Below are 26,261 nucleotides of genomic sequence, written 5' to 3' on the forward strand. Positions count from 1 at the left end.
AAGCGTTGTCATTGGAAGGCTAAGCAACCTTCCGACGAATCAGATGCGTTAATGGCGCCAGCGCTGCGCCTGTTCCATGCGCAGCGCTCATGAGCTTTGGTAGTCCGCGAGTTGGCGCTCCGCTTCACTCAACCGTGTGCGGGCCGCTTCTACCACGGCCGGCTCTGCATTCTCGTCACGCTCAAGCTTGCGCAGGTCGGCTCGGGCAAAGGCAAGTTCGGTCTTGAGCTCTCGCTGGCGATCATCGACGCCTGGCTTGCTGGTGCGTACCAGTTCCGGCGCCGGCTTTTGCGAGGCGTCTTCTACGGCATGCAAAGCCTGCTCGGCTGCGCCCAGTGCGTCACGCAGGCGACTGAGCTCCGCCTCTTCTGCACCGGCTTTTTCGGCTTTCTTGAGTTCGGCGCGTTTCATCGCCAATTCGATCTTGGCTTTCTTCAGCGCTTCGTCAGCGTCCGGTTTGGTGGCCGGCGCGGGTATTGCGTCTTGCGCGGCGCTGAGCGCCTGCTCGGCGGCGTTCAGCTGCTGGCGCAAGCGGGCAAGTTCGGCCTGCTGATCGTCATCCGGCGTTTCGATCTTTTCCAGCTTGCGGATCTGCGCCTTGAGCATCGCGGCTTCGATCTTGGCTTTCTTCAGCGTATCGTCAGCGGCTGGCTTGGCGGCTGGCGCGGGTGTTGCGCTTTGCGCGGCGCTGAGAGCCTGTTCGGCTTCGTGCAGTTGCTGGCGCAAGCGTGTGAGTTCGGCCTGCTGGTCGTCGTCCGGTGCTTCGATCTTTTCCAGCTTGCGGATCTGCGCCTTGAGCATGGCGACTTCGATCTTGGCTTTCTTCAGGGCTTCGTCATCGGCCGACTTGGCGGCAGGAGCGGGCGCAGCACTCTGCGCGGCGCTGAGAGCCTGTTCGGCTTCGTGCAGTTGCCGGCGCAGGCGGGCGAGTTCGGCCTGCTGGTCGTCGTCCGGCGCTTCGATCTTTTCCAGCTTGCGGATCTGCGCCTTGAGCATGGCGACTTCGATCTTGGCTTTCTTCAGGGCTTCGTCATCGGCCGACTTGGCGGCGGGAGCGGGTGCAGCACTCTGCGCGGCGCTGAGAGCCTGTTCGGCTTCGTGCAGTTGCTGACGCAGACGGGCGAGTTCGGCCTGCTGGTCGTCGTCCGGCGCTTCGATCTTTTCCAGCTTGCGGATCTGCGCCTTGAGCATGGCGACTTCGATCTTGGCTTTCTTCGCAGCTGCGTCGTCTGCCGCTGGCGCCGTCGCGCTGGATGTCGCAGCCTCTACCTGCTTAGCAGCGTCCAGCGCACGCTGTGCGGCCTCGGCGGCGCTGCGCAGGTCGGCAACCTGGGCTTCCAGCTCGGTGGTGGCATGGGTGGCCAGCTGTTTTTCGGCTTTTTTCAAGGCGACCTGGGCCATGCTGGCTTCGATCTTCAGCTTCTTCTGCGTTTCGGAAAGGCCGGTCTTCTGTGCCGAAGCCTCACCGGTTGTGGCCGCGGCCGGGCTGCTCTCGCTTTGCGCGGCCTTGGCGCGCGCTGCGCGTTCGGCGCGGGCCTTGCGTTCGGCTTCTTTCTGTTCTTCGGCTCGGCGCAGGCGTTCCTGGCGTAGCTCGAAGCGTTGTTTGGAGTGTTCGGCTTTCTGGTGCTTCTGCTCCAACTCGCGAATCTCACCTTTGGCGGCACGGTAGTACTGCACCAAGGGGATACTGGATGGGCAAACGTAGGCGCAGGCGCCGCACTCGATGCAGTCGAACAGGTGATGAGCCTTGAGCTGTTCGTGCTCCTGGCCGAGAGCGAAGAAATGCAACTGCTGCGGCAGCAGGCTGACCGGGCAGGCTTCGGCGCACTCACCGCAGCGGATGCAGGGCAGTGCGGGCGGCGGCGGCGGCAATTCTTCCAGCGTACTGGCCAGCAGACAGTTGGTGGTCTTGACTAGCGGGACCTCAAGCGAAGGCAAGGTAAAGCCCATCATCGGGCCGCCCATAATCAACCGATTGAGCCGGTTTTGCTCGAGGCCGGCGAAGGCCAGCAACTCGTCTATCGGTGTGCCGATCAACACCTCGACGTTCATCGGCCGTGCCAGCGCTTCGCCGGTGAGGGTGGTGATGCGTGAGATGAGCGGTTTGCCGAGGACCACTGCGTCATGGATGGCTACGCAGGTGCCGACGTTCTGGCAGAGCATGCCGATATCTGCCGGCAGGCCGCCGCTGGGCACTTCCTCGCCGGTGAGAATCTGGATCAGCTGCTTTTCGCCGCCGGAGGGGTACTTGGTCGGGAACACTTTCAGCACGAACGACCGCTCGCCGATAGCGGCGCGAACAGCGGCAATCGCTTCGGGCTTGTTGTCTTCGATGCCGATCAGTACTTCCTGTGGCTGAATCAGGTGGGCAAGGATCTCGATGCCCGCCACCAGTTCGGCCGCTTTCTCGCGCATCAGCAGGTCGTCTGCGGTGATGTAGGGTTCGCATTCGGTGCCGTTGATGATCAGCGTGCGAATCGCTTGGGTCGGCGGTGGACTTAGCTTCACGGCGGTGGGGAAGCCGGCGCCGCCAAGGCCACTGATGCCGGCCTGGCGAATCAATTCAAGCAGCGTGGCGTGTTCGAGCTCGCGGTAATTCGGTTGCGGGTGCAGATCGACCCATTTGTCTTCGCCGTCGCTGTCGATGACGATCGCATTGGCGAGCATGCCTGACACATGAGGGAAGGGTTGCGGGCCGATAAAACTGATCACCCCGGACGTGGGGGCGTGCAGCGGCGCGCTGACGAAGCCGCTGGCAGTCGCAATCTGCTGGCCCTTGAGCACTCGCTCGCCCAGCGTGATACAGGGCTCCGCCGGAGCGCCCAGATGCTGCGCCAATGGTAGGACGAGGCGCTTGGGTAGCGGTGCCGGCTGGATCGGCGTGTGGTTGGACAGATCCTTGTGCTCAGGCGGATGAATACCGCCGTGGATGTCCCATATCTTCAGTACGGTCATGCGGCCTGCTCCCGATCAGTTGCGATCAGCTGGCCGGGCGCCAGCGGCCGGCTCCATTTCCAGCTCTGCAGGTTGCTGCCGACTTCGATCATGTCGATACAGTCCACCGGACAGGGTTCGACACACAGGTCGCAGCCGGTGCATTCGGAGATGATCACGGTGTGCATCTGCCGCGCGGCACCGACGATGGCGTCAACCGGACAGGCCTGGATGCACTTGGTGCAGCCGATGCACTCGGCTTCGCGGATGTAGGCGACCATCTGCGGCTTTTCGCCGCCTTCGGCATCAAGTGGCTCCGCCTCGACATCGAGCAGGTCGGCCAGGGCCTGGATGGTCGCTTCGCCGCCCGGTGGGCACTTGTTGATCTTGTCGCCACCGGCGATGGCTTCGGCGTAGGGCTTGCAGCCCGGATAGCCGCATTGGCCGCACTGAGTCTGTGGCAGCAGGGCGTTGATCTGTTCGGCGATCGGGTCGCCTTCGACACGAAAGCGCACAGCGGCGAAACCGAGGATGGCTCCGCCGAGCAGGCACAGGCCGAGCAGGGCGACCACCGCAATGAGGACCGCGCTCATAGTTTGATCAGCCCGGTGAAGCCCATGAACGCCAGGGACATCAGTCCGGCGGTTACCATGCCGATCGCTGCGCCCTGGAATGACTTGGGCACGTCGGCAATGGCGATGCGCTCACGCATGGCAGCGAACAGCACCAGTACCAGAGAAAAGCCCAGGCCCGCGGCGAAGCCGTTGACGGTGGCGGTGAGAAAGGTGAATTCGGCCTTGTTGGCATTGAGCAGCGCTACGCCGAGTACGATGCAGTTGGTGGTAATCAGCGGCAGAAAGATGCCGAGTACCCGGTATAGCAGTGGGCTGGTCTTGTTCACCACCATTTCGGTGAACTGAACGGTCACCGCGATCACCAGAATGAAGCTGATGGTGCGCAGGAACTCCAGATCCAACGGTTTGAGCACGTACTGCTGGACCAGGTAGCTGCACATGGCCGCAAGCGTCAGCACGAAGGTTGTGGCTAGTGACAGGCCGATGGCGGTTTCGATCTTCTTCGAAACGCCCATGAACGGGCACAGGCCGAGGAACTGCACCAGCACGAAGTTGTTGACCAGGATGGCGCTAACCATGATCAGGGCGAGTTCGGTCATCTAGGGTCTATTTCCCGTTCCGTCCGCTCTGCGAGAGCCTTGGGGCTAAAGGGCCGCTATTATCGGGAAGCGGCGCCAGCCATACAAGCTGCGGCGGCCCGTCGCGGTACTCGAGCGACGCTTGGAGGTGTGGAGTTTCGTGCCAGGCCTGCCGGTTGTCCGCTGTTTCTGCAGCTGGCTCGGGGTTGTGGTCTGATGGATAGAAGCCTGTGACACCCTCGGAGGTGGTTCCATGAGCATTCGTTATTTATTGATTCTACTCTGCATGTGGCTGGGTATGAGCCTACAGGCCCACGCGGAGCGACGGGACGGCGTATGGGTGTTTCAAGCCGAGAGCCCTCGCTATTTCAACCAGAGCCCGCGGCAGTATAACCAAGGCTACCGTCAGGACCGTCGTCCGCATCAGTATGACCCGCGTAGCCCCTATTCCCACTATCCACAGTATCAGCACAATCTACCGCCGCGTTACCAGAGCCAGCTGCCGCCGCAGTACTACGATCGGCACCGTGGCGTGGAACGGCGACAGCAGTGGCGACAGGAGCACCGGCATCAGCGGCCACCGCTAATCAGGGATGGCCGCGATCATCGTCTGCGCCCGCAATACGACCGGGGTGGGCGCCACTACTACCGACGCTGATGGGCGGTCATTCAGATAAGCCTATCAGCGGGTGCGCCCCATCCCATGTTGGCTCGAAATGCGCGTTTACGATAGCGGATGGAATGCTGTAGACGTCGCGCCAATGCCAGATCGGGTGGTTGTCCTTGTCGATCAGTCGTGCACGAACGCCTTCGGCAAACTCAGGATGGCGGCAACAATTCAGGCTTAGTGCGTATTCCATCTGCAATGCCTGTGTCAGCGAACGCTTTCTTCCTCGCTCCTGCTGAGCCCAGATCAGGTGAGCGCTTAGCGGGCAGCCGTTGATCAGGTTGTGAGCGGCCTGTGCAAACACTTCGTCCGGATCGCGCTGAATGGCGGTCAGGGCTTGCCAGGCCTGGGGCAGGTCGGCGACATCGAGCAATTCATCTATACGCTCACGCCGCCACATCAGGCGGGCTTCGGGGAGTTGTTCTGTTGCCTGCTTGGTCAGGGCCTGCAATAGGCTGTGAAGCTGGCGGTCCGCCTGATCCTGCCAATTGATCTGCACCAGTCCTTCGATCAGCTCGGGCTGTTGGTCGCTCATCAGGCAGCGATCGGCAAGGCCGATATCCAGCGCATCGCGTGCATTGATATGCGTGCCGGTTAGGCCGAGAAACAGGCCCAGCTTGCCTGGGAGGCGCGGGAGAAACCAGCTTGCGCCGACATCGGTATGCAGGCCGATGGCAACTTCCGGCATCGCCAGGCGACTGTCCGGCGTGACGATTCGGGTCGTTGCAGCTTGCAACAGCCCCATGCCGCCGCCCATTACATAGCCATGGCCCCAACAGATCAGTGGTTTCGGGTAGTGGTGCATCAGGTGGATAAGACGGTACTCGTCGGCAAAAAAGCGCTCGGCCAGTAACGGCACTGCCCCGGGCTCTGCGTGGCACGCTTGCGCAAGGTGCCGTACATCGCCGCCAGCGCAGAACGCCCTGGCGCCGTTTCCCCGCAAGAGCACACACGCCACCGCCGGCTCAGCCGCCCAGCGACGAAGCTGATCAAGCAATGCTTCGATCATCGGCAAGCTCAGCGTGTTGAGTTGCTCCGCTGCGTCTAGGGTGGCAATGGCGACTTGCATGCCGTGCAACGCAGGGCGTTGTTCAAGGGTGACGTGCATAGGCATTCTCGGCACCTCGTTGTTTGGCAGTGCTCACGGTCTTTTGCGTGGCGCGGCGCTTAACGGTTGCGCCAGCGAGGGTCGCGTTTTTCAAGAAACGCATTGACGCCTTCAAGGGTGTCTTCGGCCTCGAACAGCTCGACGAACGCCTCGCGTTCGGCCGCAGCGAGCGTGTTGGGCACCCGCTGTCTTGCTGCATTGATCAACGGTTTGATTGCACGCACCGCCACAGGGCTTTGTCGTGCGACTCGAGATGCGAGCATCAATGCATGGCCGCGAGACTGGCCTGGTTCCACCACCTGCTCCACAAGGCCGATGCGCAACGCCGTTTCCGCGGTGATGCGTTCGCCGCAGAGGATCATGCGTTTGGCCCAGCCTTCGCCGACCAGCCAGGCTAGCGCCTGGGTGCCGCCGGCGCAGGGCAGCAGTCCGACTGAGGCTTCGGGAAGTCCCATCTGTGCATGCTGCTCCGCAATCCGCAGATCGCAGGCAAGTGCACATTCCAACCCTCCACCCAAAGCGAAGCCGTTGATCGCCGCAATGGATACACCACGAAAGTCGCGCAGCGCCTCGAAGGCTTCGCCGAAGCGTCGTGCCATCTCTCGAGCTCGATTGCGATCACCGTCAGCGAAGAGTTTCAAATCCGCGCCGGCGCTGAAGAACTTGTCGCCTTGGCCGGATATCACCAGCGCGTAGATTTCATCATCGTGGTCGAGGTGGCCGATGATCTGCTTGAGACCGATCAGCGACTCTCGGTCCCAGGTATTGGCGGGCGGATGATTGATCGTGATGAGGGCTGTGTGACCATGCTTTTCCACGGTCAGCTTGTGGGTAAGGTCGAAGACGCCGGCTTGGTATGGCTCTACGGCAGTGGTCATGTTCGAAATCCTCGTGGCGCTCGGACGTCCGCGGACAAGCGATACAGGCACGCCGCTCCTCTTCAGAGCCCATCAGCGCAGCGAGGTTGCAGCGTTCCGATCGTTCAGCGGACCTGCGCGGTGTGCCGGAGTTGCTGCTCCGTCACGCCGTGCTTGTGTCACTGTAGTCTAGCCGGCTGGCCGCCGACACGACGCTCTTCCTGCCATTCGGCAAGCGTAGGTGCTGCCTGCTCGCCCGACAGTCGATGAACGATTTCGAAATAGTCCTGTTTGAAACGATCCTTGAGCACTTCGTCGCGAGGCTTGACGCGAACGGCATAGACGGTCTGCACGTTCTGGTGGTCGAACCCGCGCCACTGCTGCTGATCCTTGAGCAGGCTGTAGCTGTGGTTCTCCAACGCTGCGATGACCTGCTCGCTGCCGATGCTCTTGGCGCGAGTGGCGGCGTCCGCCCACTGATATACGATGCTGTAAGCCGACGCGGCGGAACTGGACGGGTGGGTCTGATAACGGTCGCCGAAGTTGCGTACGAAAGCTTTGCCGCGCTCGGAGCCTTCCAGCTCGGGTACACGCCAGGTCCAGGGCTCGGTTCCGAGCACGCCGCGCATGATGTCAGGGCCAGCCAACTCGACCATCGAAAGTGTGAGGTTGGGGATTGCGATCTGCATCTTCTTGTTCAGGCCGAGTTCATCGGCGATGCGCATGGCACGCACCATATCCTCGCCGAACAGCACCAATACCAGCACCTCGGCGTCACTGTTGGCTGCCTTTTCAAGTGCGGCTCGGTACTCGGAAAGGCGCGCGCCCGGGAAGGCTGTCCTGATTCCTTGGTGCCTGTTCGCGTCGACAGTGCCGGTGGCTTGGCGCAGCGAACTTTCGCTGGTGTGGCCCCATGTGTAATCGGAGGTGATGTAGAAGTACGTCTTGCCCGGCATGTTTTCGTTTAGATATTGACCCAGTACTCGGGCGCTCATCCAGGCGTTGTTGCATTCGCGGAACATGTAGCGGTGGCCATCTTTGCCTGTGGTGTCGTTGGAATACGTGAGGGTGCCGAAGTAGAGCAGCCCGCGTTCCTTGGCGCGCTTGCTGGCGGCGATCGCCACTGCACTGGATACGCCGCCAAACAGCATGGCGACGCCTTCGTCAGCCATCTTGTCAACATTGGCGATGGATTTGTCGGGTCGCGAGGCGCTATTGCGACTGATCAATTGCAGAGGGCGTCCGAGCACGCCACCGGCCTCGTTGATCTCGTCGATGGCCAGCAAGGCTCCGCGCATCTGCGCCAGACCTTCTTCCTTGTAGCTGCCGGTGCGGGGGTAGTTCAGACCAAGCGTGATGGGGTCGGCAGCCTGAGCCGTAAGACAGAACCCCAGCCCTAACGCCAAGAGGGTAATCCGCTTCATAGCATGTTCCTTGTTATCGCTTTTGTTATTGGTGTATTGGCAGTTGGCTTTTTTACCTTGCGACTGGTGCTTGCGTCACTCTATATGTGCGCTCTGGAAGGCGTACCTGCATCAGTACGTGAGCCAAGTGCGATTATGACTAAAGGAGGGGGGCTGATATTGCGGTAACGCAATGCTCGGGTGGTTTTGCCGTTGACAATGATGACTGGGTTTTTTAGGGTTCGGCGGCTTGGCCACCCGGAAATAGCTCATGACTCAAGATGATCGCATCAGGCTCGAGGCCGGCTGGAAGGAAGCACTGCTCGAGGAGTTCGATAAGCCCTACATGCGCGAACTCGGGGCTTTTTTGCGCCGCGAGAAGGCAGCAGGCAAGACGATCTATCCTCCTGGGCCGATGATATTCAACGCGCTCAACTCGACGCCGCTCGACCAGGTCAAGGTGGTCATTCTCGGTCAGGACCCTTACCACGGTCCGGGACAGGCCCATGGTTTATGCTTCTCGGTACAGCCAGGCATAACCCCGCCGCCATCGTTGCAGAACATCTTCAAGGAATTGAAGCGCGATCTGAATCTGGATATCCCGAGACATGGTTATCTGCAGCATTGGGCAGAGCAGGGCGTGCTGATGCTCAATACGTCGCTCACCGTACAGCAGGGTGTGGCGGGGTCACATGCCAAGGCTGGGTGGCAGCAGTTTACTGATCGGATAATCGAAGTGGTGGGCGAGCGCCGGCCGCATCTGGTTTTCATGCTGTGGGGCGCGCATGCGCAGTCGAAGGCGAAGCTGATCGATGCAACACGGCACCTGATGCTGAAATCGGTGCATCCATCGCCGCTATCTGCGCACCGCGGATTCATCGGTAATGGGCATTTCAGTCGGGCCAATCAGTTCCTCAAACAGCAAGGGATGCAGGCTATCGATTGGCAGCTGCCGGCAGAGGTTTAGCCCGATGCCCGACGGGGCATCGGGCTTGAGAGTCAATTCTTGTCGCCGTGCTTGGCTTGCAGGTCTTTGGCGTGCTTCAGATGCTCTTCGAGCTTCGGCAGCGTTTTCTGAGCAAACTGCTTGAGATCCGCATTCTCGCCGTCTTCTACATATTCTCGATACAGCTCGATCGTCTGTTCGTGAGCAACGACCTGATTGTTCGCATAGGCTTTATCGAAATTCTCGCCTTCGCGTAGCTTCAGAATCATGGCTTTGGCCTTGTCCATCAGCGTTGCTTCGTCGGACATCTCAAGGTCTTTCTGCTGCGCTAACTGTGCGAGCTCCTGATTGGCTTTGGTGTGATCGTCGATCATCTTCTGCGCAAACTGCTTCACGTCCTGGGACGTGCCCTTGTCCAGCGCCATCTTTGCCGTTTCAATTTCGGCGATGCCCTTCGCCGAAGCCTCGTCGACGAAGTTGTCACCTTCTGCAGCCAGGGCCATGTTGGCGGCTAGCCCGAGCAGTAAGCCGAAGGTGCCTGAGAAGATTGTCTTAGTTGTTCTGGCCATCATCGCGTTCTCCTTTTTTCACCAGGGGTCGTGTCGGTCGCAGGTGAGACACGAAACCACAATGCGGCGAAATTGCCGTCCCTTTTTGTGACTAGGTGTCATGGGGGACGGTTCCTCGCTTTCGGGCGAACGGTGACGGCAGACGGTGTTGTCTATTGAAGCATGGTCATTGCGGCATCCATCGCGGCGGACAGGTCCTCGTCTTCCTGCATGAGTTCACTTGGATCCAGCCCCAGCTTGGCGAAGGCCGGGATTTCGCTCCAATTCAGCTGCGCGTAGGGGTGTTGGGTGCCCATATAGCTCTGCAGCGTCGCGACTTGGACGATGTCCACGTAATCGACCGTGGCGGAGTTGCGCTGGAAGTCGGTGTATTGGCCTGCGACCGAAGCGATGGCGTCGGGGAAGTCCCAGGCCCGCAGTATCTTCTCGCCGAGCAAGGGGTGAATCTTGTCGATGACGTGATTGAGGCTGAACGAGTCTGCAAGCAGCGCACTGTGCTCTTCGGCGTAGGTCAAAATCGGCAGAATTCCGATCTGGTGAATCAGGCCCGCGAGCGTCGCCTGGTCGGGCATGAGTCGTGTGTAGTGGCGGCAGAGCACATGGCTGATGGCGGCAACCTCGGTACTCTTGTTCCAGACTTCGCGCATCTTTCGATCGACTAAGTCGGTGGTTGCCTGGAACATTTGCTCCATGGCGAGGCCCGTTGCCAAGTTGCAGGTGTAATTGATGCCCAGGCGACTGATAGCCATCTGCAGATCGTCGATCTCGCGACTGGTGCGCAACAGCGGGCTGTTGACCACCTTGATGATGCGGGCGGTCACCGCCGCATCGTTACCGATCACTTTGCTTAGCGCAGGGATGCTGATATCCGGGTCTTCGGCGGCCTCGCGGACGCGCAGCGCCACCTCCGGCAAGGTGGGCAGGACCAGTTCATCGTTCTCGATCGCGAGCGTCAGTTCACGCTGGACTTTCTCGGCAAGGGTGCTCATGTCATTCCTTTAAGGTGTCGGTCAGAGTTGCTCGGGCGCTTATGGTTACGCTGGCCTCGGCCTGCCGCCTATGGTGCGCCTCTGGGTTATCTAGTTTCTGGTTCCGGTTCGCACTAGCGCTGAATTTCCTTGTCCGGATTCAGGCTATAGGGTAGATCGAGTAGCGTCATCGGCATGCCGTCCGGTGATCCGAGGTACAGGCGCCCGTCGGCTGCCGCGTCCTCCTGCACTACGGCAAGCAGTTCAATTCCGTCAGCGCTGGTAGCCGCAAGCACCACCTCACCGACGCTGGAGCCGTGAACCGGCGAAAACAGCTCTGCGCCAGGTGCTGGCAACTCATCCTGCGCGCCTTCAATCGCGAGGCGATGCAAGCGCCGCTTGAGCTTGCCCAGGTACTGCATGCGCGCCACGATCTCCTGGCCGGTATAGCAGCCTTTCTTGAAGCTAACGCCGCCAAGCGCTTGGAGGTTGATCATTTGTGGGATGAACAGCTCTCGGGTGCTGCCGAATACCTGCCCCACGCCCGCGCGAACCTGATCGAGCAGCCAGCGGTTAACAGGTGCCTCGCGAAGCTGTGCGCTCAGGCGAGCGTGAATCTGGGGGGCGTCGGCGCCAGATACCCAAAGCTCTACGCGGCCGTCATTGAGGCGAATGGCAATCATGCCGTTGCAACGCGCAATCGCGTCGGCAGACTGAGGCAGATCCAGGCCGAGGCTGACCAGCGAGCCGTCACCACCGCAAAGACCAAACCGGCACCAATTGGAGCTCTCATCGCTGAGGCGCGATTTGGAGAATACGGCGTACTTGCTCAAGTCGGCCTGTTGCGATTGCAGTAAATCGTTGGCCATCGCCAGCAGGTAGCCATCACCATCTTGCACGATGCGAAAGCTCGATTGCATGCGCCCCTTGGGGGTACAGCGCGCGCCTAGGCTGGACGCCTCGGCATTGAGGTAGTTCAGGTTGCAGGTCAGCTGACCCTGGAGAAACTTGCTGGCATCCGGGCCGCGTACGGCAAGGACGCCCTCATGCGACAGAACGCAAAAATAAGCAGTGTCGTTCATGATCAGTCGTCTTCGGAATCCGGGTGGGCATCATAACAGGCCGATGAAAACGGTTGCGTGGTGGCTGGTTTGTAGTGTTGCGAAAAAAGCGACTGAAGTGCTCAGCGCAGTCGCTATAATGCGCGCCTTCTCAACAGGAGCCGATGTATGGCTGAGCAATCCGAACTCAATCGTCTGTTCTGGCAGAGCCGTCGCGGCATGTTGGAGCTGGATGTGCTGCTGGTGCCATTCGTCAAGGAGGTCTACCCGGATCTCGATGAGGAGGATCAGCGCTGCTACCGCAAACTCCTGAGCTGCGAAGATCAGGACATGTTTGGTTGGTTCATGCAGCGTGGGGAGCCAGAGGACGAAGATCTCCGGCGCATGGTTCGCATGATTCTCGATCGTGTCCAGCCCAAGTAACCAGCCTTTCGAGTGCCGCTGGCGACCCTCTGGTCTTTTGTTGGCGCTCTACCTTGTCGCTCAGGTGCTGGCCTTGGCGGCAATCCTGCTGTCGGCGGCCCCGCTTTGGCTGCAGGTGATCTGCTTGCTGCTGGGATTTGTCCATGCTTGGTACGTAATGCCGCGTGGCATTTTGTTATCCAGCCGTCGGGCGTGGTGCGGCCTGCGTCACGATCAGTTTGGCTGGCACCTATGGAGCGAGCAGCAGGGCTGGCAGCCGGTTCAGCTGCTGCCTGACAGCCTGGCGCTGCCCTTGGTGGTTGTTCTTCGCTTCCGTCTGCCCGGACGACGCTTCGCTAGAAGCGTCTGTGTTCCTCGCGACTCGCTGCCGCACGAGCAGCATCGTCGTCTGCGTGTGCGGCTTAAGTTCAGTCGGCGTAGGTGGGCGGCACCAGAATAGTGTCGACGGCTTGCGGTAGCAGGTCAGGATAGTCGAGGGTGTAATGCAGTCCGCGGCTCTCCTTGCGCTCCATGGCTGAGCGAATCATCAGATCTGCAACCAGCGCCAGATTTCGCAGTTCGAGCAGGTCGCGACTGACTTTATAGTTGCTGTAGAACTCATCAATCTCGCTGAGCAGCAGCCGAACCCGGTGTTGCGCACGCATTAGACGTTTGTTGGTGCGGACGATGCCGACGTAGTCCCACATGAAGCGCCGCAATTCATCCCAGTTATGCGCAATGATCACGTCCTCGTCGGAGTCGGTAACTTGGCTGGCGTCCCACGTGGGGAGCTGGGCTGGGGCGGTGATCTGCGGCAGCTGGCGCAGAATGTCCTGTGCGGCTGCGCGACCGTAAACGAAGCACTCCAGCAACGAATTGCTCGCCATGCGGTTGGCGCCGTGCAGACCGGTGAAGCTGGTTTCACCAATCGCGTAGAGCCCGGGGATGTCGGTATGGCCCGCCTGGTCAACGACTACGCCGCCGCAGGTGTAGTGCGCTGCAGGCACGACCGGAATGGGTTGGCAGGTGATGTCGATGCCGTATGTCAGGCACCGCTCATAAACCGTCGGGAAGTGGGCTTTGATGAATTCTGCGGGTTTATGGCTTATATCCAGATAGACGCAATCAATGCCTAGGCGCTTCATTTCATGATCGATGGCGCGCGCGACGATGTCTCTCGGTGCCAGCTCCTCGCGAGCATCGAAGCGTGGCATGAAGCGCTCGCCATTTGGCAGCTTGAGCAGAGCGCCTTCTCCGCGCAGTGCCTCGGTGACCAGAAAGCTCTTGGCTTGCGGGTGATACAGGCATGTCGGATGAAACTGGTTGAACTCGAGGTTGCCAACTCGACAGCCGGCACGCCATGCCATAGCAATGCCGTCACCGCAGGCGCTGTCCGGGTTGCTGGTATAGAGGTATACCTTGGCGGCCCCGCCGGTTGCTAGAACCACGGACCGCGCCTGGAATGTCTCCACTTCCCCGGTACTGCGATTGAGTACGTAGGCGCCAAGGCAGCGCCTGCCAGGAAGCCCAAGTTTGTGCTCGGTGATTAGATCAACCGCGACGCGCTGCTGGAGCAGTTCGATGTTGCTCCTGGTTCTGGCCCGCGCGAGCAGGGTATTGAAAATAGCGGCACCTGTGGCATCTGCCGCATGAATGATGCGGCGGTGGCTATGCCCGCCTTCGCGCGTCAAGTGGAATTCGAAACTGCCGTCCTCGCGATCAGGTGCGTCATCGCGAGTAAACGGCACGCCCTGTTCGATCAGCCACTGGATCGCCTCGTTACTGTGTTGGACGGTGAAGCGGACCGCGTCTTCCTGGCAGAGGCCGCCGCCCGCTATCAGCGTGTCGGCAACGTGTGATTCCACGGTATCAGTGGTGTCCAGAACTGCGGCGACGCCCCCTTGTGCCCAATAGGTCGATCCATTGGCCAGGTCGCCCTTGCTGAGCACAGCAACGCGAAGATCAGCCGGCAGATTGAGGGCGAGGGTCAAGCCGGCGGCGCCGCTACCGATGACCAAGACGTCGTATCGTTGAACCTGATTCATGTTCAATTCCGCGGAAAAACGAGCTCTAGTATATAGACGGGATGTAGCGTCAAAATAGATGACTGTGCATTTGTCTTCTAACGAGCGGAACTTTTCCTCGTTGGGGTGGCTCAATAGGCAGTTGTGAATGCAAACCAGCTGGCCATCGCGAATGGGCGGTGCGTGTTTGCTATGGACACCAGGACGGCGTCGCTAGTCAATTTAGCGCAACGCTGCGGTGCAATCGCCGTCAGGTATTGCAGGATAGCTTGCTAGGAGGGGGAGAACTTTTGCGTAAAGCCCGGGTCTATTCTGGCAGGTCGGTTCACTGGTGTGAGCGATGCTACTCCGGTATCGGGGAGGGGCATTCATGTTGACCCAGGAGCAGGACCAGCAACTGGTTGAGCGAGTGCAGCGTGGGGACAAGCGGGCGTTTGATCTGCTGGTAATGAAATACCAGCACAAGATCCTTGGGTTGATTGTGCGGTTCGTGCATGACTCTCATGAGGCTCAGGATGTCGCCCAGGAGGCGTTTATCAAAGCCTACCGCGCACTTGCCAATTTTCGCGGAGACAGCGCGTTTTATACCTGGCTGTACCGCATCGCCATCAATACGGCGAAGAATCATCTGGTGGCGCGTGGTAGACGCCCTCCGGATAGTGATGTGAGTTCCGAGGATGCAGAGTTCTACGAAGGTGATCATGCCCTCAAGGACATTGAGTCGCCGGAGCGCTCGCTGCTCAGGGATGAGATAGAAGATACCGTTCATCGAACTATTCAGCTTTTGCCCGAAGATTTGCGAACTGCTCTAACACTGCGCGAATTTGATGGTCTTAGTTATGAAGACATTGCAAGCGTCATGCAGTGTCCGGTGGGCACTGTGCGTTCCCGGATCTTCCGGGCGCGTGAAGCCATAGATAAAGCGTTGCAACCCTTGTTGCACGAATCCTGAGACAGCGGCGACAGCCAAGAGAGGAACCGCCATGAGTCGTGAAGCCCTGCATGAATCGCTGTCCGCCGTGATGGATAACGAAGCGGATGAGTTGGAATTACGTCGCATGCTCGCAGGCGACAACCCGGAGCTGCGTGCGACCTGGTCTCGCTACCAGTTAGCCCGTGCCGCTATGCACAAGGAATTGATTGAGCCGCGCCTTGATATTGCTTCGGCAGTATCAGCAGCTTTGGCCGACGAGGCAGCGCCTGTTAAGGCGCAGCGTAATAGCTGGAAAGGTCTGGGGCGTCTGGCAGTGGCCGCATCGGTTACGGTCGCCGTCTTGGCAGGTGTTCGTCTGTATAATCAGAACGAAGTTGCGGGTCCGCAGCTTGCTCAGCAGGCTCCACAGCCCAGCATTTCCGTACCTCAGACCAGTCAGGGGCCAACGGTGCTGGCTGGTTACAGCGAGCAGGCGGAAGTACCTGCGCAAGCTACGGCTGATGGCGCGCCTGTCGAACGTTGGCACGAAGAGCGTCTGCCTTCCTATATTCGTCAGCATGCGCAGCAGGCTGCTTTTGGTAATGGATCGGAGAGCGCGCTGCCATACGCTCGCGCGGCCAGCATGGAAGAACGTTAGGGAGAAACATGCGCGTCTTACCGCTGTATGTGGTGATGGGGGGCTGGCTATCAATGCCGGCCCTTGCTGCTGATGCTGGGTCCTGGATGGAGCGCCTTGCGATAGCGGAGCAGAAGCAGAGTTATACAGGCACGTTCGTATACGAGCGAAACGGCAGCTTTTCCAGCCATGCTGTATGGCAGCAGGTTGATGACAGCCGTGTGCAAGAGCGCCTGCTTCAGCTTGATGGGGCCCCCGCAGAGGTTTTATTGGTCGACGGGCATATGCAATGTGCCACTGACGATTTGGCCGCGCAGGTTCGCGAGGCCCAGGCCTGGCACGGTCAGCGTCTCGACCCGAAAGCGCTTTCCGAGTGGTATGAGTTTCGTGAGATTGGTGACTCTCGTGTGGCTGGTCGCGTTGCAGTTGCAGTCGCAGTAGTTCCGCGGGATCAGCATCGTTACGGCTTCGAACTGCATCTGGATCGAGACACGGCTCTGCCGCTCAAATCGCTGATGCTCAATGAAAAAGGCCAGCTGTTAGAGCGTTTTCAGTTCACCCATTTCTCAACTGATGCGATCGACGCCTCGCAGTTGAAGCCTGGCGCTGCCTGCAAACCCCTGTCGGTAACTAAGCGCGAGGCCAACCCGTCCTCCGTTTGGAGGTCAGACTGGTTGCCGGTGGGTTTCAAGCTGCTTGATGCCAATGAGCGTCCAAGTCCTGCTTCGTCTGAAACGGTGTCCTGGCTGTCCTATGGTGACGGGCTTGCCAAGTTCTCGGTATTTCTCGAGCCGCTGCGTGGTGCTTTGGTCGAAGATGCCCGCAGCCAGATGGGGCCGACCGTTGCGGTGTCCAAGCGCATCAGCACTGCTGATGGCGACGTGATGGTCACCGTAGTCGGGGAGATCCCACTGGGCACAGCTGAGCGGGTAGCGCTTTCCATGCGGGCAGGCGCAGAACAGGCGCAGAAATGATCGAAGAGCCGGGGCGGGTGATTGCGCTGGAGGAAGGCGCAGTATGGGTCGAAACTCGACGCAAGAGCACCTGCTCCGGTTGCTCCGCTAAAAGCGGCTGCGGCCAAGGGCTGATGGATACGCTCGGCTTGCGTGAGCGTCGCGGGTTGATTCGAGCGCTTAGCGATCTCCACTTACAAGTTGGTGATTCGGTCATAGTTGGTATCCGTGAGGATGTATTGCTGCGCGGTGCCGTCCTTGTCTATCTTCTTCCCCTGATCATGCTGATGGCGGCTGCGACAGTTGCCGCCCAGTTTTCGGTGCACGAGCCAATCGTCATTCTGGCTGGCATCGGCGGGTTCTTCGTTTCCTGGCTGTTCGTGCGTATGCGAAGCCGGAGCACAGCGGGTGACCCGAATCTGCAGCCGGTGGTTTTGCGCGCCATGCTCGCGGGGCCTGCGAGTCCCTGAGCTTTCATATTTTGTTCAGTGGGGAGACTTGTAGTCATGTTCAATCGAAATAGCTGCCTTGCCTTTGTGGCGGGCCTTGCGTTGCTTGGGCAAGCCATGGTCGCGCAGGCGGCTTTGCCTGATTTCACGCCGTTGGTTGAAAGTGCGTCGCCGGCAGTGGTCAATATCAGTACCAAGCAGAAGGTGCCCGCTCGTGGCGCCACGTCGCAGATGCCCGAGCTTGAGGGGCTGCCGCCAATCTTTCGTGAATTCTTCGAGCACAGCATCCCGCAAATGCCGGGTGCGCCGGGGCGGGGGCAGCAGCGTGAAGCGCAATCCCTGGGCTCGGGTTTCATCATTTCCGACGACGGCTATGTGCTGACCAATAATCATGTGGTCGCCGGGGCTGATGAAATCATTGTCCGCCTACCTGATCGGAGCGAACTCGAAGCGAAGCTGGTTGGTGCCGATCCACGCTCGGATGTCGCCGTCCTCAAAGTTGAGGGTAAGGGGCTGCCGACTGTGAAGATCGGCCGGTCCGATGAGCTCAAGGCAGGCGAGTGGGTGCTGGCAATTGGATCGCCTTTCGGCTTCGATCACACCGTAACCGCAGGTATCGTCAGTGCGACTGGTCGTAGCTTGCCGAACGAGAGCTACGTCCCATTCATTCAAACGGACGTAGCCATTAATCCTGGTAACTCGGGTGGGCCGCTGTTCAATCTGAAGGGTGAAGTGGTTGGTATCAACTCGCAGATCTTCACGCGCTCCGGCGGCTTCATGGGGCTTTCATTCGCCATTCCGATTGATGTGGCGATGGACGTGGCAGATCAGTTGCGTACCGACGGCAAGGTCAGTCGCGGTTGGCTCGGTGTAGTGATTCAGGAAGTGAACAAGGATCTGGCCGAATCCTTTGGCCTCGAGCGACCTGCCGGTGCGCTGGTCGCTCAGGTGATGGATGGTGGCCCGGCAGCGCGGGGCGGTCTGCGTGTTGGTGATGTGATCCTTAGCCTCAACGGTAAACCTATCGTTATGTCGGCGGATCTGCCTCATCTGGTTGGTGCTTTGAAGCCTGGCAGCAAGGCGCGAATGGAAGTGGTGCGCGACGGTGATCGCAAGACCCTCGATGTGAGTATTGGCGCCATGCCTGAAGAAGGCGAGGCGGTAGCAGCTTCCAGTGGTGGTCAGGAGCGCAGCGACAACCGCCTGGGCGTGAAGGTGACCGAGCTGACTGACGAGCAGAAGAAGAGTCTGGATCTGCCTGGCGGGGTTGTGATCACTGAAATACTCAACGGACCTGCGGCGATGATCGGTCTGCGTCCGGGCGACGTCATCACCCATCTGAACAATCAGGCGATCAATTCGGCTGCGACTTTCGGTCGAGTGGCTGAACAGCTTCCGAAGAATCGTTCGGTTTCGATGCGGGTGTTGCGTCAGGGCCGTGCAAGCTTTATCACTTTCAAGCTCGCCGAGTAAGCGTCGGCAAGGGATATATAGAAGGGCGGTTTTACCGCCCTTTCTTATTCTGGCGCCCTGGTGGGCTTCCCTGGTCTTACCGGTCAGCATGCGAACGGCTTGTGCGTGGCACTGGCAGGACTGATCAGTTACACTTCGCGGCTATTTTCGGCGGGCAATCGGCCCGCGACTTTTCCGAGTGTTGAGCTGTGAGTGACCTGAGTCATATCCGCAATTTTTCCATCATCGCCCATATCGACCACGGCAAGTCGACTCTGGCCGACCGGTTCATCCAAATGTGCGGCGGCCTGACCGAGCGTGAAATGGAAGCCCAGGTGCTGGATTCGATGGATCTTGAGCGCGAGCGTGGCATCACCATCAAGGCCCACAGCGTCACGCTTTATTACCCAGCACGCGACGGTAGAACCTACCAGCTGAACTTCATCGACACGCCCGGCCATGTCGACTTCACCTATGAAGTCAGCCGCTCGCTGGCTGCCTGCGAGGGTGCGCTGCTGGTGGTGGACGCCGGCCAGGGCGTCGAGGCGCAATCGGTTGCCAACTGCTACACGGCGATCGAGCAGGGCCTTGAAGTGATGCCGGTGCTGAACAAGATGGACCTACCGCAGGCAGATCCGGACAGGGTCAAGGAAGAGATCGAGCACATCATCGGTATCGATGCCACCGATGCCGTCGCCTGCAGTGCCAAGAGCGGCATGGGTGTAGATGAGGTACTCGAACGCCTGGTAGCAGTCATTCCGCCGCCGACCGGCGACATCGAGGCACCGCTACAGGCGCTGATCATCGACTCCTGGTTCGACAACTACCTGGGTGTCGTCTCGCTGGTGCGAGTGCGCCATGGTCGTATCAAGAAGGGCGACAAGGTACTAGTAAAGTCCACCGGCAAGATTCACCAAGTGGACAGCGTTGGCGTATTCAACCCCAAGCACACCGCCACGGTAGACCTCAAGGCCGGTGAAGTGGGCTTCATCATCGCGGGCATCAAGGACATCCTTGGAGCCCCGGTGGGCGACACCCTGACGCTGTCGAGCACGCCGGACGTTGAAATGCTGCCCGGCTTCAAGCGCGTCAAGCCGCAGGTTTATGCGGGTCTGTTCCCGGTTAGCTCGGATGATTTCGAAGATTTTCGCGAGGCACTGCAGAAACTCACACTGAACGATGCCGCCTTGCAATACGAGCCGGAGAGCTCCGATGCGCTTGGCTTCGGCTTCCGTATCGGCTTCCTCGGCATGCTGCACATGGAGATCATTCAGGAGCGCCTGGAGCGCGAATACGACCTGGATCTGATCACTACCGCGCCGACGGTGGTCTACGAGATCGTGCTGAAGAACGGCGACACCATCTATGTCGACAGCCCGTCCAAGCTTCCGGATGTGTCCTCCATTGAGGACATGCGCGAGCCGATCGTGCGCGCGAACATCCTTGTGCCGCAGGAGCACCTGGGTAACGTTATTACTCTGTGTATCGAGAAGCGTGGCGTTCAGCGTGACCTGCAGTTCCTCGGGACTCAGGTGCAAGTGCGCTACGACCTGCCGATGAGCGAGGTGGTGCTGGACTTTTTCGACCGATTGAAGTCGTGCAGCCGCGGCTACGCCTCGTTGGACTACAGCTTCGAGTGCTTCCAGTCAGCTAATCTGACGCGCCTGGATATCCTCATCAACGGCGACAAGGTCGACGCGCTGGCGCTGATCGTTCACCGTGACAATGCCCACTACAAGGGCCGCATCCTCGTCGAAAAGATGAAGGAATTGATTCCGCGTCAGATGTTCGACGTGGCTATTCAGGCGGCTATCGGCGGTCAGATTGTCGCTCGCAGCACGGTCAAGGCTTTGCGCAAGAACGTTCTTGCCAAGTGCTACGGTGGCGACGTCAGCCGTAAGCGCAAGCTACTCGAGAAGCAGAAAGCCGGTAAGAAGCGCATGAAGCAGGTCGGCAACGTCGAAATCCCGCAGGAGGCCTTCCTCGCGGTGTTGAAGGTAGATAGCTGATATGTCGATCAATTTCCCGTTGTTGCTGGTTATTGCCGTAGCGGTCTGCGGCTTGTTGGCTCTAAGCGATTTGTTGTTCTTCGCACCCCGCCGTCGGGCCGCGATCGCCAACTACGAAGGGCGCACAGGGGAAATTGACCCATCAACGCTGGAAGCGTTGAACAAGGAACCGGTGCTGATCGAGTACGGCAAGTCGTTCTTTCCGGTTCTAGCCATTGTGCTGGTGCTGCGCTCCTTCCTCGTCGAACCGTTCCAGATTCCATCCGGTTCAATGATTCCCACGCTCGAAGTAGGCGACTTCATCCTGGTGAACAAATTCGCTTACGGCATTCGTTTGCCTGTGGTGGATACCAAGATTATTGAAGTCAGCGACCCGAAGCGTGGCGACGTCATGGTTTTCCGCTATCCCAATCAACCGAGCATCAACTACATCAAGCGGGTCGTTGGTTTGCCAGGTGATATCGTGCGCTATAGCAGGGATCGGCGGCTGTACGTCAACGATCAGCCGGTCGCCGAAACCCTGGTCGGCGAGGAGCCGGGCAGCCTGGGCAGCGCCGTGCTGTATCGGGAGAAGCTGGGCGAGATGGAGCACTTGATCCGCAAGGAGATGGGGCGCTACCGCATCGAGCCGAGCCGGCAATGGGTCGTACCGGCAGAGCACTACTTCATGATGGGTGACAACCGCGACAACTCCAACGACAGTCGTTACTGGCAGGATGAGTCGATACCCGCCGAGCTCTCGGGTATGGTTCCTGACCGCAATATTGTAGGCAAGGCTTTCGCTGTCTGGATGAGTTGGCCTGATCCCAAGCTCGGCAACCTGCCAAATTTCTCCCGAGTGGGCCTGATTCACTGAAAGCTGTGAATTGCGGCCCCTGTTGATTGACGCAGGGTCGCTATATTTGGGCTGCCCCGATCGGCGGGTATCGTAACGACATAGAGGTCGACATGAGTTTTGCGCGTTCGCAAAAAGGGCTGTCCATGCTTAGCTGGATCATGGTCCTGGCGGTTGTGGCTTTTGTGGCCAGTACTGGGTTCAAGATGTTCCCGCATTATTTTGATTACATGTCCATGGACAAAATCATCCAATCCGTGGAAACCGACGAAGCGCTAGATATCCGAAGCGTCGGGGAGTTCTATAGTCATGTCAGCAAGGGGATGCAGGTCAACGGCATCCAGGACATCGACCTGAAGGATGCGCTGAAGGTCGAGATCCAGAACAACGAATTCAGAGCGCATCTGAAATACGAAAAACGCGAGCCGCTGATCCGCAATCTCGATCTGGTGGCGAACTTCGACAAAGAATATCGCCTAAGGATGCCGTGAGCACTTCGTTAGCCCGTCTCGAGCGCAGGCTCGGTTATCAATTCAAGGACCAGGAGCTCATGCTCCTGGCTCTGACCCATCGAAGCTTTGCCGGACGCAATAATGAGCGTCTGGAATTTCTTGGCGACGCCATCCTCAATTTTGTCGCCGGTGAAGCGCTGTTCAATCACTTTCCGCAGGCCCGTGAAGGGCAGCTGTCGCGTCTGCGCGCTCGGCTGGTCAAGGGCGAGACGCTGGCGGTGCTGGCGCGTGGATTCGAGCTCGGCGACTATCTACGCCTGGGCTCTGGTGAACTCAAGAGTGGCGGATTTCGCCGCGAGTCGATTCTGGCGGACACCCTTGAGGCACTGATTGGTGCCATTTATCTGGATGCCGGTATGGACGTTGCGCGCGAGCGGGTCGTCGCCTGGCTCGCCAACGAGTTGCAGGGGCTGACCCTGGTCGATACCAACAAGGATCCCAAGACGCGGCTGCAGGAGTTCCTGCAGTCGCGCGCCTGTGATCTGCCGCGCTACGAGGTGGTGGATATTCAAGGCGAACCGCATTGCCGCACGTTCTTCGTCGAATGTCAGGTGGCGTTGCTCAATGATAAAACCCATGGGCAGGGCGCCAGCCGCCGTATTGCCGAACAGGTTGCCGCGGCAGCTGCATTGATCGCCTTGGGCGTGGAGAATGGACATGACTGACGAACAGCTACAGCCCGAGAGTGTCAGCCGCTGCGGTTACGTCGCGATTGTTGGTCGGCCGAACGTCGGCAAGTCCACTCTGCTCAATCACATTCTCGGCCAGAAACTCGCAATCACCTCGCGCAAGCCGCAGACCACTCGCCACAACATGCTCGGCATCAAGACCGAGGGTAGTGTGCAGGCGGTCTATGTCGACACGCCCGGACTGCACAAGAACGGCGAGACCGCGCTCAACCGCTACATGAACCGCACCGCGGCCTCGGCGCTGAAGGACGTCGACGTGGTGATCTTCGTTGTCGACCGCACGCGCTGGACCGACGAAGACCAGGCCGTGCTTGAGCGCGTACAGTACGTCACCGGGCCGCTGATCATCGCAGTCAACAAGACCGACCGGGTCGAAGATAAGGCCGACCTGCTGCCGCATCTGCGCTGGTTGGCCGAGCAACTGCCGAACGCCGAGATCGTGCCGATTTCCGCACAACACGGACAAAACCTCGAAACGCTGGAAAAGCTGGTGGCTGACCGTTTACCGGAGAGCGAGCACTTCTTCCCGGAAGACCAGATTACCGATCGCAGCAGCCGCTTCCTCGCCGCTGAGCTGGTCCGCGAAAAAATCATGCGTCAGCTCGGCGCCGAAGTGCCTTACCAGATCACCGTGGAGATCGAGGACTTCAAGCAGGAAGGCCGTGTGCTGCACATCCATGCGCTCATTCTGGTTGAACGCGATGGCCAGAAGAAGATCATCATTGGCGACAAAGGCGAGCGCATCAAACGTATCGGCCAGGAAGCACGCAAGGATATGGAGGTGTTGTTCGACTCCAAGGTCATGCTCCACCTGTGGGTCAAGGTGAAGGGTGGCTGGTCCGACGATGAGCGTGCGCTGCATTCGCTGGGCTACCAGTAAGCGCCGACCCGCAATCAATGGTGCGCATCGCGCACCTTCTGGCCTGACATGCACCAGCCTGCTTTCGTTCTGCACAGTCGTCCCTATAAGGAAAGCAGCGCGCTGGTCGACCTGTTCACGCCTCAGGGGCGTCTGCGCGCTGTCATGCGGGCGGCGCGCGGCAAGGCTGGAAGTCTGATCCGTCCCTTTGTGTCCTTGGAAGTGGAGCTGCGCGGCAAGTCTGAGCTGAAGACCGTTGCACGCCTCGAAAGCGCCGGGCCATCGTATTGGCTGAATGGCCAGGCGCTATTCAGTGGCATGTACTTGAACGAATTGCTGATCCGCCTGCTGCCTGCCGAAGACGCGCACCCTGCGTTGTTCGACCATTACGTCGCTACACTACCAGCCCTGGCTGCACATCGGCCTTTGGAGCCGCTGTTGCGAGCCTTCGAATGGCGGCTGCTCAGCGAGTTGGGCTATGGTTTCGCCCTTGATGTGGATCTTGCCGGCCAGCCCATCGACCCGCAGCGGTTGTATCACCTGCTGCCCGATGCTGGCTTCGAGTCGGTCGAGACGTTCCAGCCTGGGCTGTTCAATGGCGCCGAGCTGCTGGCCATGGCCGAGGCAGACTGGCAGGTGCCGGGGGCGCTCGCCGCAGCCAAGCGGCTGATGCGCCAGGCCCTGGCACCTCATCTGGGCGGTCGACCGCTGGTCAGCCGCGAACTGTTCATGAATCTGAAGGAGCCCCCGCGTGACTGAAGCCAATCGAATTCTGCTCGGCGTCAATGTCGACCATGTCGCTACCCTGCGTCAGGCCCGCGGCACCCGCTATCCGGACCCGGTCAAGGCCGCGCTGGATGCAGAAGAGGCCGGTGCGGACGGTATCACCGTGCACCTGCGCGAAGATCGTCGGCATATCCAGGAACGCGATGTGCTGATGATGAAGGATGCCCTGCAGACGCGGATGAACTTCGAGATGGGCGTCACCGAGGCGATGCTCGCATTTGCCGAACAATTGTGCCCGGAACATGTCTGCCTGGTCCCCGAAACGCGTCAGGAACTGACTACCGAGGGTGGTCTGGATGTGGCCGGGCAGGAGGCGCGTATTCGCGAAGCCGTCGAGCGTCTGCGCCACTGCGGAGCAGAAGTGTCACTGTTCATCGACGCCGACCCGCGTCAGATCGAGGCAGCGGCGCGGGTCGGTGCGCCTGCCATCGAGCTGCACACCGGGCGCTATGCAGATGCCCACAGCGTGGCTGAGCGGGCCTGCGAGCTGGCTCGCATTCGCGACGGCGTCGAAGCCGGCCTGAGCCACGGGTTGATCGTCAACGCCGGGCATGGCCTGCATTACCACAACGCCGAGGCCATCGCCGCCATTCGCGGTGTCAATGAGCTGAATATCGGCCACGCCATTGTTGCCCACGCGCTGTTCGTCGGCTTCAAGCAGGCAGTCAAGGAAATGAAGCATCTGATCCTGAGCGCGGCAGCTCGGGGCTGAAGCGCGTAGAGCAACCCGCGATGGCGCGCCGGCGGACAAGCATTGCAATGCCCAGCCGGTGTGGAGGCGTCATTCGCGGGCAAGCTAGCTCTCGGGGCAGTGCGGAGCCGCGCTCGCCTTACACTCTAGAACGCTGCAAGGCCCTCAGCGGCGGAACAGGTTGACCAGCACTGTTAGCAGAACGCTGAGGACTACCATCGAGGTTATTGGGATAAAGACCCGGCTGCGTTCGGACTCGATGCGAATGTCGCCGGGCAGCCGGCCGAGCCAGTTCAACAGCCAGGGAAAGTAGTGCCACGTGACGCCGAGCAGGAGTAGTGCCGCGCCCGCGATGATCATCCAGCGTGCCATTTCATCTCCTCGCTTGGCTCGGTTCGACGGCCGCCTCGCAGCTGACGATATTCGACGAAGGCGGCGATCACCTGTTCTGCCAGTATGTCCACCGCTTCGCTGCGATTGCTTCCGCGTAGCAGGTTGATTCGATAGTCCCCAAGCTGGGGTAGTCCGTATTGCCCATCCAGACACTGTAGGGGAGGGCGTAGCAGGCTCGCCGGGTAGGGCGCGATTGCGAGGTCGGCGATCATCGCCGCTTCTTGGCCGGAGGTCTGCTCGCTCGAATAGGCAACGCGGTAATGGCGACCGATACGATCGAGTGCATCCAGTGCTTGCCTCCTCCAGGCACAATCGGGACTGGCCAGGGCCAGTGGCAGCGGCGAGCGCAGCGCCGCAATCCCACCGCTGCGTCCCGCCCAGACCAGGGGTTCACTATGGACCGGTTCACCCCGCGAGTCGTCCTGTCCGAGATTGCCGATGGTGACCAGAGCCAGGTCCAGCTCGCCTGCGTCGATGCGCTCGATCATGTCAATGCTGCGGGCGACCGAGACGTCCACTTCGACGCCAGGGTGGCTGCGTGCGAACAGCGCCAGCAGGCCGGGCATGATGCGAGTGCCGACATCCGCCGGGGTGCCGAAGCGTACGCGGCCCTGCAGCGTAGGCTGGCGGAATTGGGCGACCGCTTCCTCGTTGAGCCTGAGCAGGCGCCGCGCATAGCCGAGCAACGTTTCGCCCGCGGGAGTCAGGCGCACCTGCCTGGCCTCACGAACGAACAACGAGTGCCCCAGGGTTTCTTCGAGACGCTTGATCTGCATGCTGACTGCCGAGGTGCTGCGATAGATCTGCCCGGCTGCACGGGTGAAGCTGCCACTTTCAGCGATGGCAACGAAGGTGCGCAGGACGTCACTTTCCAGCAGCGGCGTGGCGCTGGCAGGCGTTTGCCCGACTGACTCGGTCATATGGGTAGCCTTCAGTATTTCTGAACACAGGCTTTCATATTAGTCGTTTGTTTGAACGATCAACCCCCGCT

28 protein-coding genes are annotated in these 26,261 nt (G+C 59.9%); 16 read left to right on the forward strand and 12 right to left on the reverse strand.

Translation table 11 applies throughout. The annotated features are described in order from the left end of the window. Positions 1–87 precede the first annotated feature (87 nt). Genes rsxC through rsxA form a run of 3 tightly spaced genes read right to left on the reverse strand, consistent with a single transcriptional unit; the run spans position 88 to position 4,108 of the window. Positions 88–2,955, reverse strand: coding sequence for an electron transport complex subunit RsxC (gene rsxC / locus CXK91_RS05790; RefSeq protein ID WP_103455329.1), 2,868 nt, complete (start codon positions 2,953–2,955; stop codon positions 88–90). Beyond that, positions 2,952–3,527, reverse strand: a complete 576-nt coding sequence (gene rsxB, locus CXK91_RS05795; protein WP_103455330.1) for an electron transport complex subunit RsxB — start codon at positions 3,525–3,527, stop codon at positions 2,952–2,954. The genes rsxC and rsxB overlap by 4 nt, the downstream gene beginning before the upstream one ends. Further along, positions 3,524–4,108: an electron transport complex subunit RsxA gene (rsxA, locus tag CXK91_RS05800; protein WP_003282096.1), complete on the reverse strand. Its 585-nt coding sequence runs from the start codon at positions 4,106–4,108 to the stop codon at positions 3,524–3,526. Before rsxA ends, rsxB begins: the two co-directional genes overlap by 4 nt. A gap of 232 nt (positions 4,109–4,340) precedes the next feature. Here rsxA and CXK91_RS05805 point away from each other — a divergent pair, with 232 nt between their 5' ends. Beyond that, positions 4,341–4,745 (forward strand): hypothetical protein, encoded by a 405-nt coding sequence (locus CXK91_RS05805; RefSeq protein ID WP_103455331.1) that lies wholly within the window; start codon positions 4,341–4,343, stop codon positions 4,743–4,745. A 7-nt stretch (positions 4,746–4,752) separates the two neighbouring features. Here the strand turns inward: CXK91_RS05805 and CXK91_RS05810 are convergent, their stop codons facing one another. The 3 genes from CXK91_RS05810 to CXK91_RS05820 all read right to left on the reverse strand — a co-directional run bounded on the left by CXK91_RS05810 (position 4,753) and on the right by CXK91_RS05820 (position 8,143). Beyond that, positions 4,753–5,862 (reverse strand): enoyl-CoA hydratase/isomerase family protein, encoded by a 1,110-nt coding sequence (locus CXK91_RS05810; protein ID WP_103455532.1) that lies wholly within the window; start codon positions 5,860–5,862, stop codon positions 4,753–4,755. A 59-nt stretch (positions 5,863–5,921) separates the two neighbouring features. Beyond that, positions 5,922–6,740 carry an enoyl-CoA hydratase gene (locus CXK91_RS05815; RefSeq protein WP_103455332.1) on the reverse strand — a complete coding sequence of 273 codons (819 nt, stop codon included), beginning with the start codon at positions 6,738–6,740 and terminating at the stop codon, positions 5,922–5,924. Positions 6,741–6,898: 158 nt separating this feature from the next. Further along, a complete protein-coding gene (locus CXK91_RS05820) occupies positions 6,899–8,143 on the reverse strand; it encodes an ABC transporter substrate-binding protein (RefSeq protein WP_103455333.1) in 1,245 nt (414 codons plus the stop codon). 250 nt (positions 8,144–8,393) lie between these two features. On the opposite strand from CXK91_RS05820, the gene ung reads away from it, so the two are divergent. Continuing rightward, the gene (gene ung, locus CXK91_RS05825; RefSeq protein ID WP_103455334.1) at positions 8,394–9,089 is read left to right on the forward strand and encodes a uracil-DNA glycosylase; all 696 of its coding nucleotides are present in this window, start codon (positions 8,394–8,396) and stop codon (positions 9,087–9,089) included. Between the two features lie 32 nt (positions 9,090–9,121). Here the strand turns inward: ung and CXK91_RS05830 are convergent, their stop codons facing one another. From CXK91_RS05830 to CXK91_RS05840, 3 genes are all read right to left on the reverse strand, one after another. Then, a complete protein-coding gene (locus CXK91_RS05830) occupies positions 9,122–9,637 on the reverse strand; it encodes a DUF4142 domain-containing protein (RefSeq protein WP_103455533.1) in 516 nt (171 codons plus the stop codon). A 152-nt stretch (positions 9,638–9,789) separates the two neighbouring features. After that, positions 9,790–10,626 carry an HDOD domain-containing protein gene (locus CXK91_RS05835; RefSeq protein ID WP_103455335.1) on the reverse strand — a complete coding sequence of 279 codons (837 nt, stop codon included), beginning with the start codon at positions 10,624–10,626 and terminating at the stop codon, positions 9,790–9,792. Positions 10,627–10,739: 113 nt separating this feature from the next. Further along, a complete protein-coding gene (locus CXK91_RS05840; protein WP_103455336.1) occupies positions 10,740–11,687 on the reverse strand; it encodes a YgfZ/GcvT domain-containing protein in 948 nt (315 codons plus the stop codon). Between the two features lie 147 nt (positions 11,688–11,834). Between CXK91_RS05840 and CXK91_RS05845 the strand changes: the two genes are divergently transcribed. Both CXK91_RS05845 and CXK91_RS05850 read left to right on the forward strand, forming a co-directional pair. Continuing rightward, complete coding sequence (locus CXK91_RS05845; protein WP_103455337.1) at positions 11,835–12,089, forward strand: succinate dehydrogenase assembly factor 2; 255 nt, start codon at positions 11,835–11,837, stop codon at positions 12,087–12,089. Further along, positions 12,073–12,528 (forward strand): protein YgfX, encoded by a 456-nt coding sequence (locus CXK91_RS05850; RefSeq protein WP_103455338.1) that lies wholly within the window; start codon positions 12,073–12,075, stop codon positions 12,526–12,528. The genes CXK91_RS05845 and CXK91_RS05850 overlap by 17 nt, the downstream gene beginning before the upstream one ends. Here the strand turns inward: CXK91_RS05850 and nadB are convergent. Further along, a complete protein-coding gene (gene nadB, locus CXK91_RS05855) occupies positions 12,497–14,113 on the reverse strand; it encodes an L-aspartate oxidase (RefSeq protein WP_103455339.1) in 1,617 nt (538 codons plus the stop codon). The genes CXK91_RS05850 and nadB overlap by 32 nt on opposite strands. Positions 14,114–14,462: 349 nt before the next feature. Between nadB and rpoE the strand changes: the two genes are divergently transcribed. The 12 genes from rpoE (at position 14,463) to pdxJ (ending at position 24,898) form a co-directional block, all read left to right on the forward strand. Then, the gene (gene rpoE / locus CXK91_RS05860; protein ID WP_003282114.1) at positions 14,463–15,044 is read left to right on the forward strand and encodes an RNA polymerase sigma factor RpoE; all 582 of its coding nucleotides are present in this window, start codon (positions 14,463–14,465) and stop codon (positions 15,042–15,044) included. Between the two features lie 31 nt (positions 15,045–15,075). Beyond that, entirely contained in the window at positions 15,076–15,663 is a 588-nt protein-coding gene (locus CXK91_RS05865; RefSeq protein WP_103455340.1) for a sigma-E factor negative regulatory protein, read from the forward strand. Between the two features lie 8 nt (positions 15,664–15,671). Beyond that, positions 15,672–16,616 (forward strand): MucB/RseB C-terminal domain-containing protein, encoded by a 945-nt coding sequence (locus CXK91_RS05870; RefSeq protein WP_103455341.1) that lies wholly within the window; start codon positions 15,672–15,674, stop codon positions 16,614–16,616. Next, positions 16,613–17,065 carry a SoxR reducing system RseC family protein gene (locus CXK91_RS05875; protein ID WP_103455342.1) on the forward strand — a complete coding sequence of 151 codons (453 nt, stop codon included), beginning with the start codon at positions 16,613–16,615 and terminating at the stop codon, positions 17,063–17,065. Before CXK91_RS05870 ends, CXK91_RS05875 begins: the two co-directional genes overlap by 4 nt. A 36-nt stretch (positions 17,066–17,101) precedes the next feature. Continuing rightward, on the forward strand, positions 17,102–18,517 hold the full coding sequence (locus CXK91_RS05880) for a DegQ family serine endoprotease (RefSeq protein ID WP_103455343.1): 1,416 nt from the start codon (positions 17,102–17,104) through the stop codon (positions 18,515–18,517). 188 nt (positions 18,518–18,705) lie between these two features. Beyond that, on the forward strand, positions 18,706–20,505 hold the full coding sequence (lepA, locus tag CXK91_RS05885) for a translation elongation factor 4 (RefSeq protein ID WP_103455344.1): 1,800 nt from the start codon (positions 18,706–18,708) through the stop codon (positions 20,503–20,505). 1 nt (position 20,506) lies between these two features. Further along, positions 20,507–21,361: a signal peptidase I gene (lepB, locus tag CXK91_RS05890; protein ID WP_103455345.1), complete on the forward strand. Its 855-nt coding sequence runs from the start codon at positions 20,507–20,509 to the stop codon at positions 21,359–21,361. 92 nt (positions 21,362–21,453) lie between these two features. Next, positions 21,454–21,831, forward strand: coding sequence for a DUF4845 domain-containing protein (locus tag CXK91_RS05895; RefSeq protein ID WP_103455346.1), 378 nt, complete (start codon positions 21,454–21,456; stop codon positions 21,829–21,831). After that, positions 21,828–22,517, forward strand: a complete 690-nt coding sequence (rnc, locus tag CXK91_RS05900; RefSeq protein ID WP_103455347.1) for a ribonuclease III — start codon at positions 21,828–21,830, stop codon at positions 22,515–22,517. Before CXK91_RS05895 ends, rnc begins: the two co-directional genes overlap by 4 nt. Next, complete coding sequence (gene era / locus CXK91_RS05905; RefSeq protein WP_103455348.1) at positions 22,510–23,421, forward strand: GTPase Era; 912 nt, start codon at positions 22,510–22,512, stop codon at positions 23,419–23,421. Before rnc ends, era begins: the two co-directional genes overlap by 8 nt. A 48-nt stretch (positions 23,422–23,469) precedes the next feature. Next, positions 23,470–24,159: a DNA repair protein RecO gene (recO, locus tag CXK91_RS05910; RefSeq protein ID WP_103455349.1), complete on the forward strand. Its 690-nt coding sequence runs from the start codon at positions 23,470–23,472 to the stop codon at positions 24,157–24,159. Beyond that, on the forward strand, positions 24,152–24,898 hold the full coding sequence (pdxJ, locus tag CXK91_RS05915) for a pyridoxine 5'-phosphate synthase (RefSeq protein WP_103455350.1): 747 nt from the start codon (positions 24,152–24,154) through the stop codon (positions 24,896–24,898). Before recO ends, pdxJ begins: the two co-directional genes overlap by 8 nt. 144 nt (positions 24,899–25,042) lie before the next feature. On the opposite strand, the gene CXK91_RS05920 is transcribed toward pdxJ, so the two are convergent. Both CXK91_RS05920 and CXK91_RS05925 read right to left on the reverse strand, forming a co-directional pair. Then, complete coding sequence (locus CXK91_RS05920; RefSeq protein WP_103455351.1) at positions 25,043–25,249, reverse strand: DUF2905 domain-containing protein; 207 nt, start codon at positions 25,247–25,249, stop codon at positions 25,043–25,045. Further along, a complete protein-coding gene (locus CXK91_RS05925) occupies positions 25,234–26,190 on the reverse strand; it encodes a LysR substrate-binding domain-containing protein (protein ID WP_103455352.1) in 957 nt (318 codons plus the stop codon). The genes CXK91_RS05920 and CXK91_RS05925 overlap by 16 nt, the downstream gene beginning before the upstream one ends. Positions 26,191–26,261: the final 71 nt, after the last annotated feature.

Origin of the sequence: Stutzerimonas stutzeri, assembly GCF_002909485.1 — a bacterium.
Taxonomy (GTDB): Bacteria; Pseudomonadota; Gammaproteobacteria; order Pseudomonadales; family Pseudomonadaceae; genus Stutzerimonas; species Stutzerimonas stutzeri_AH.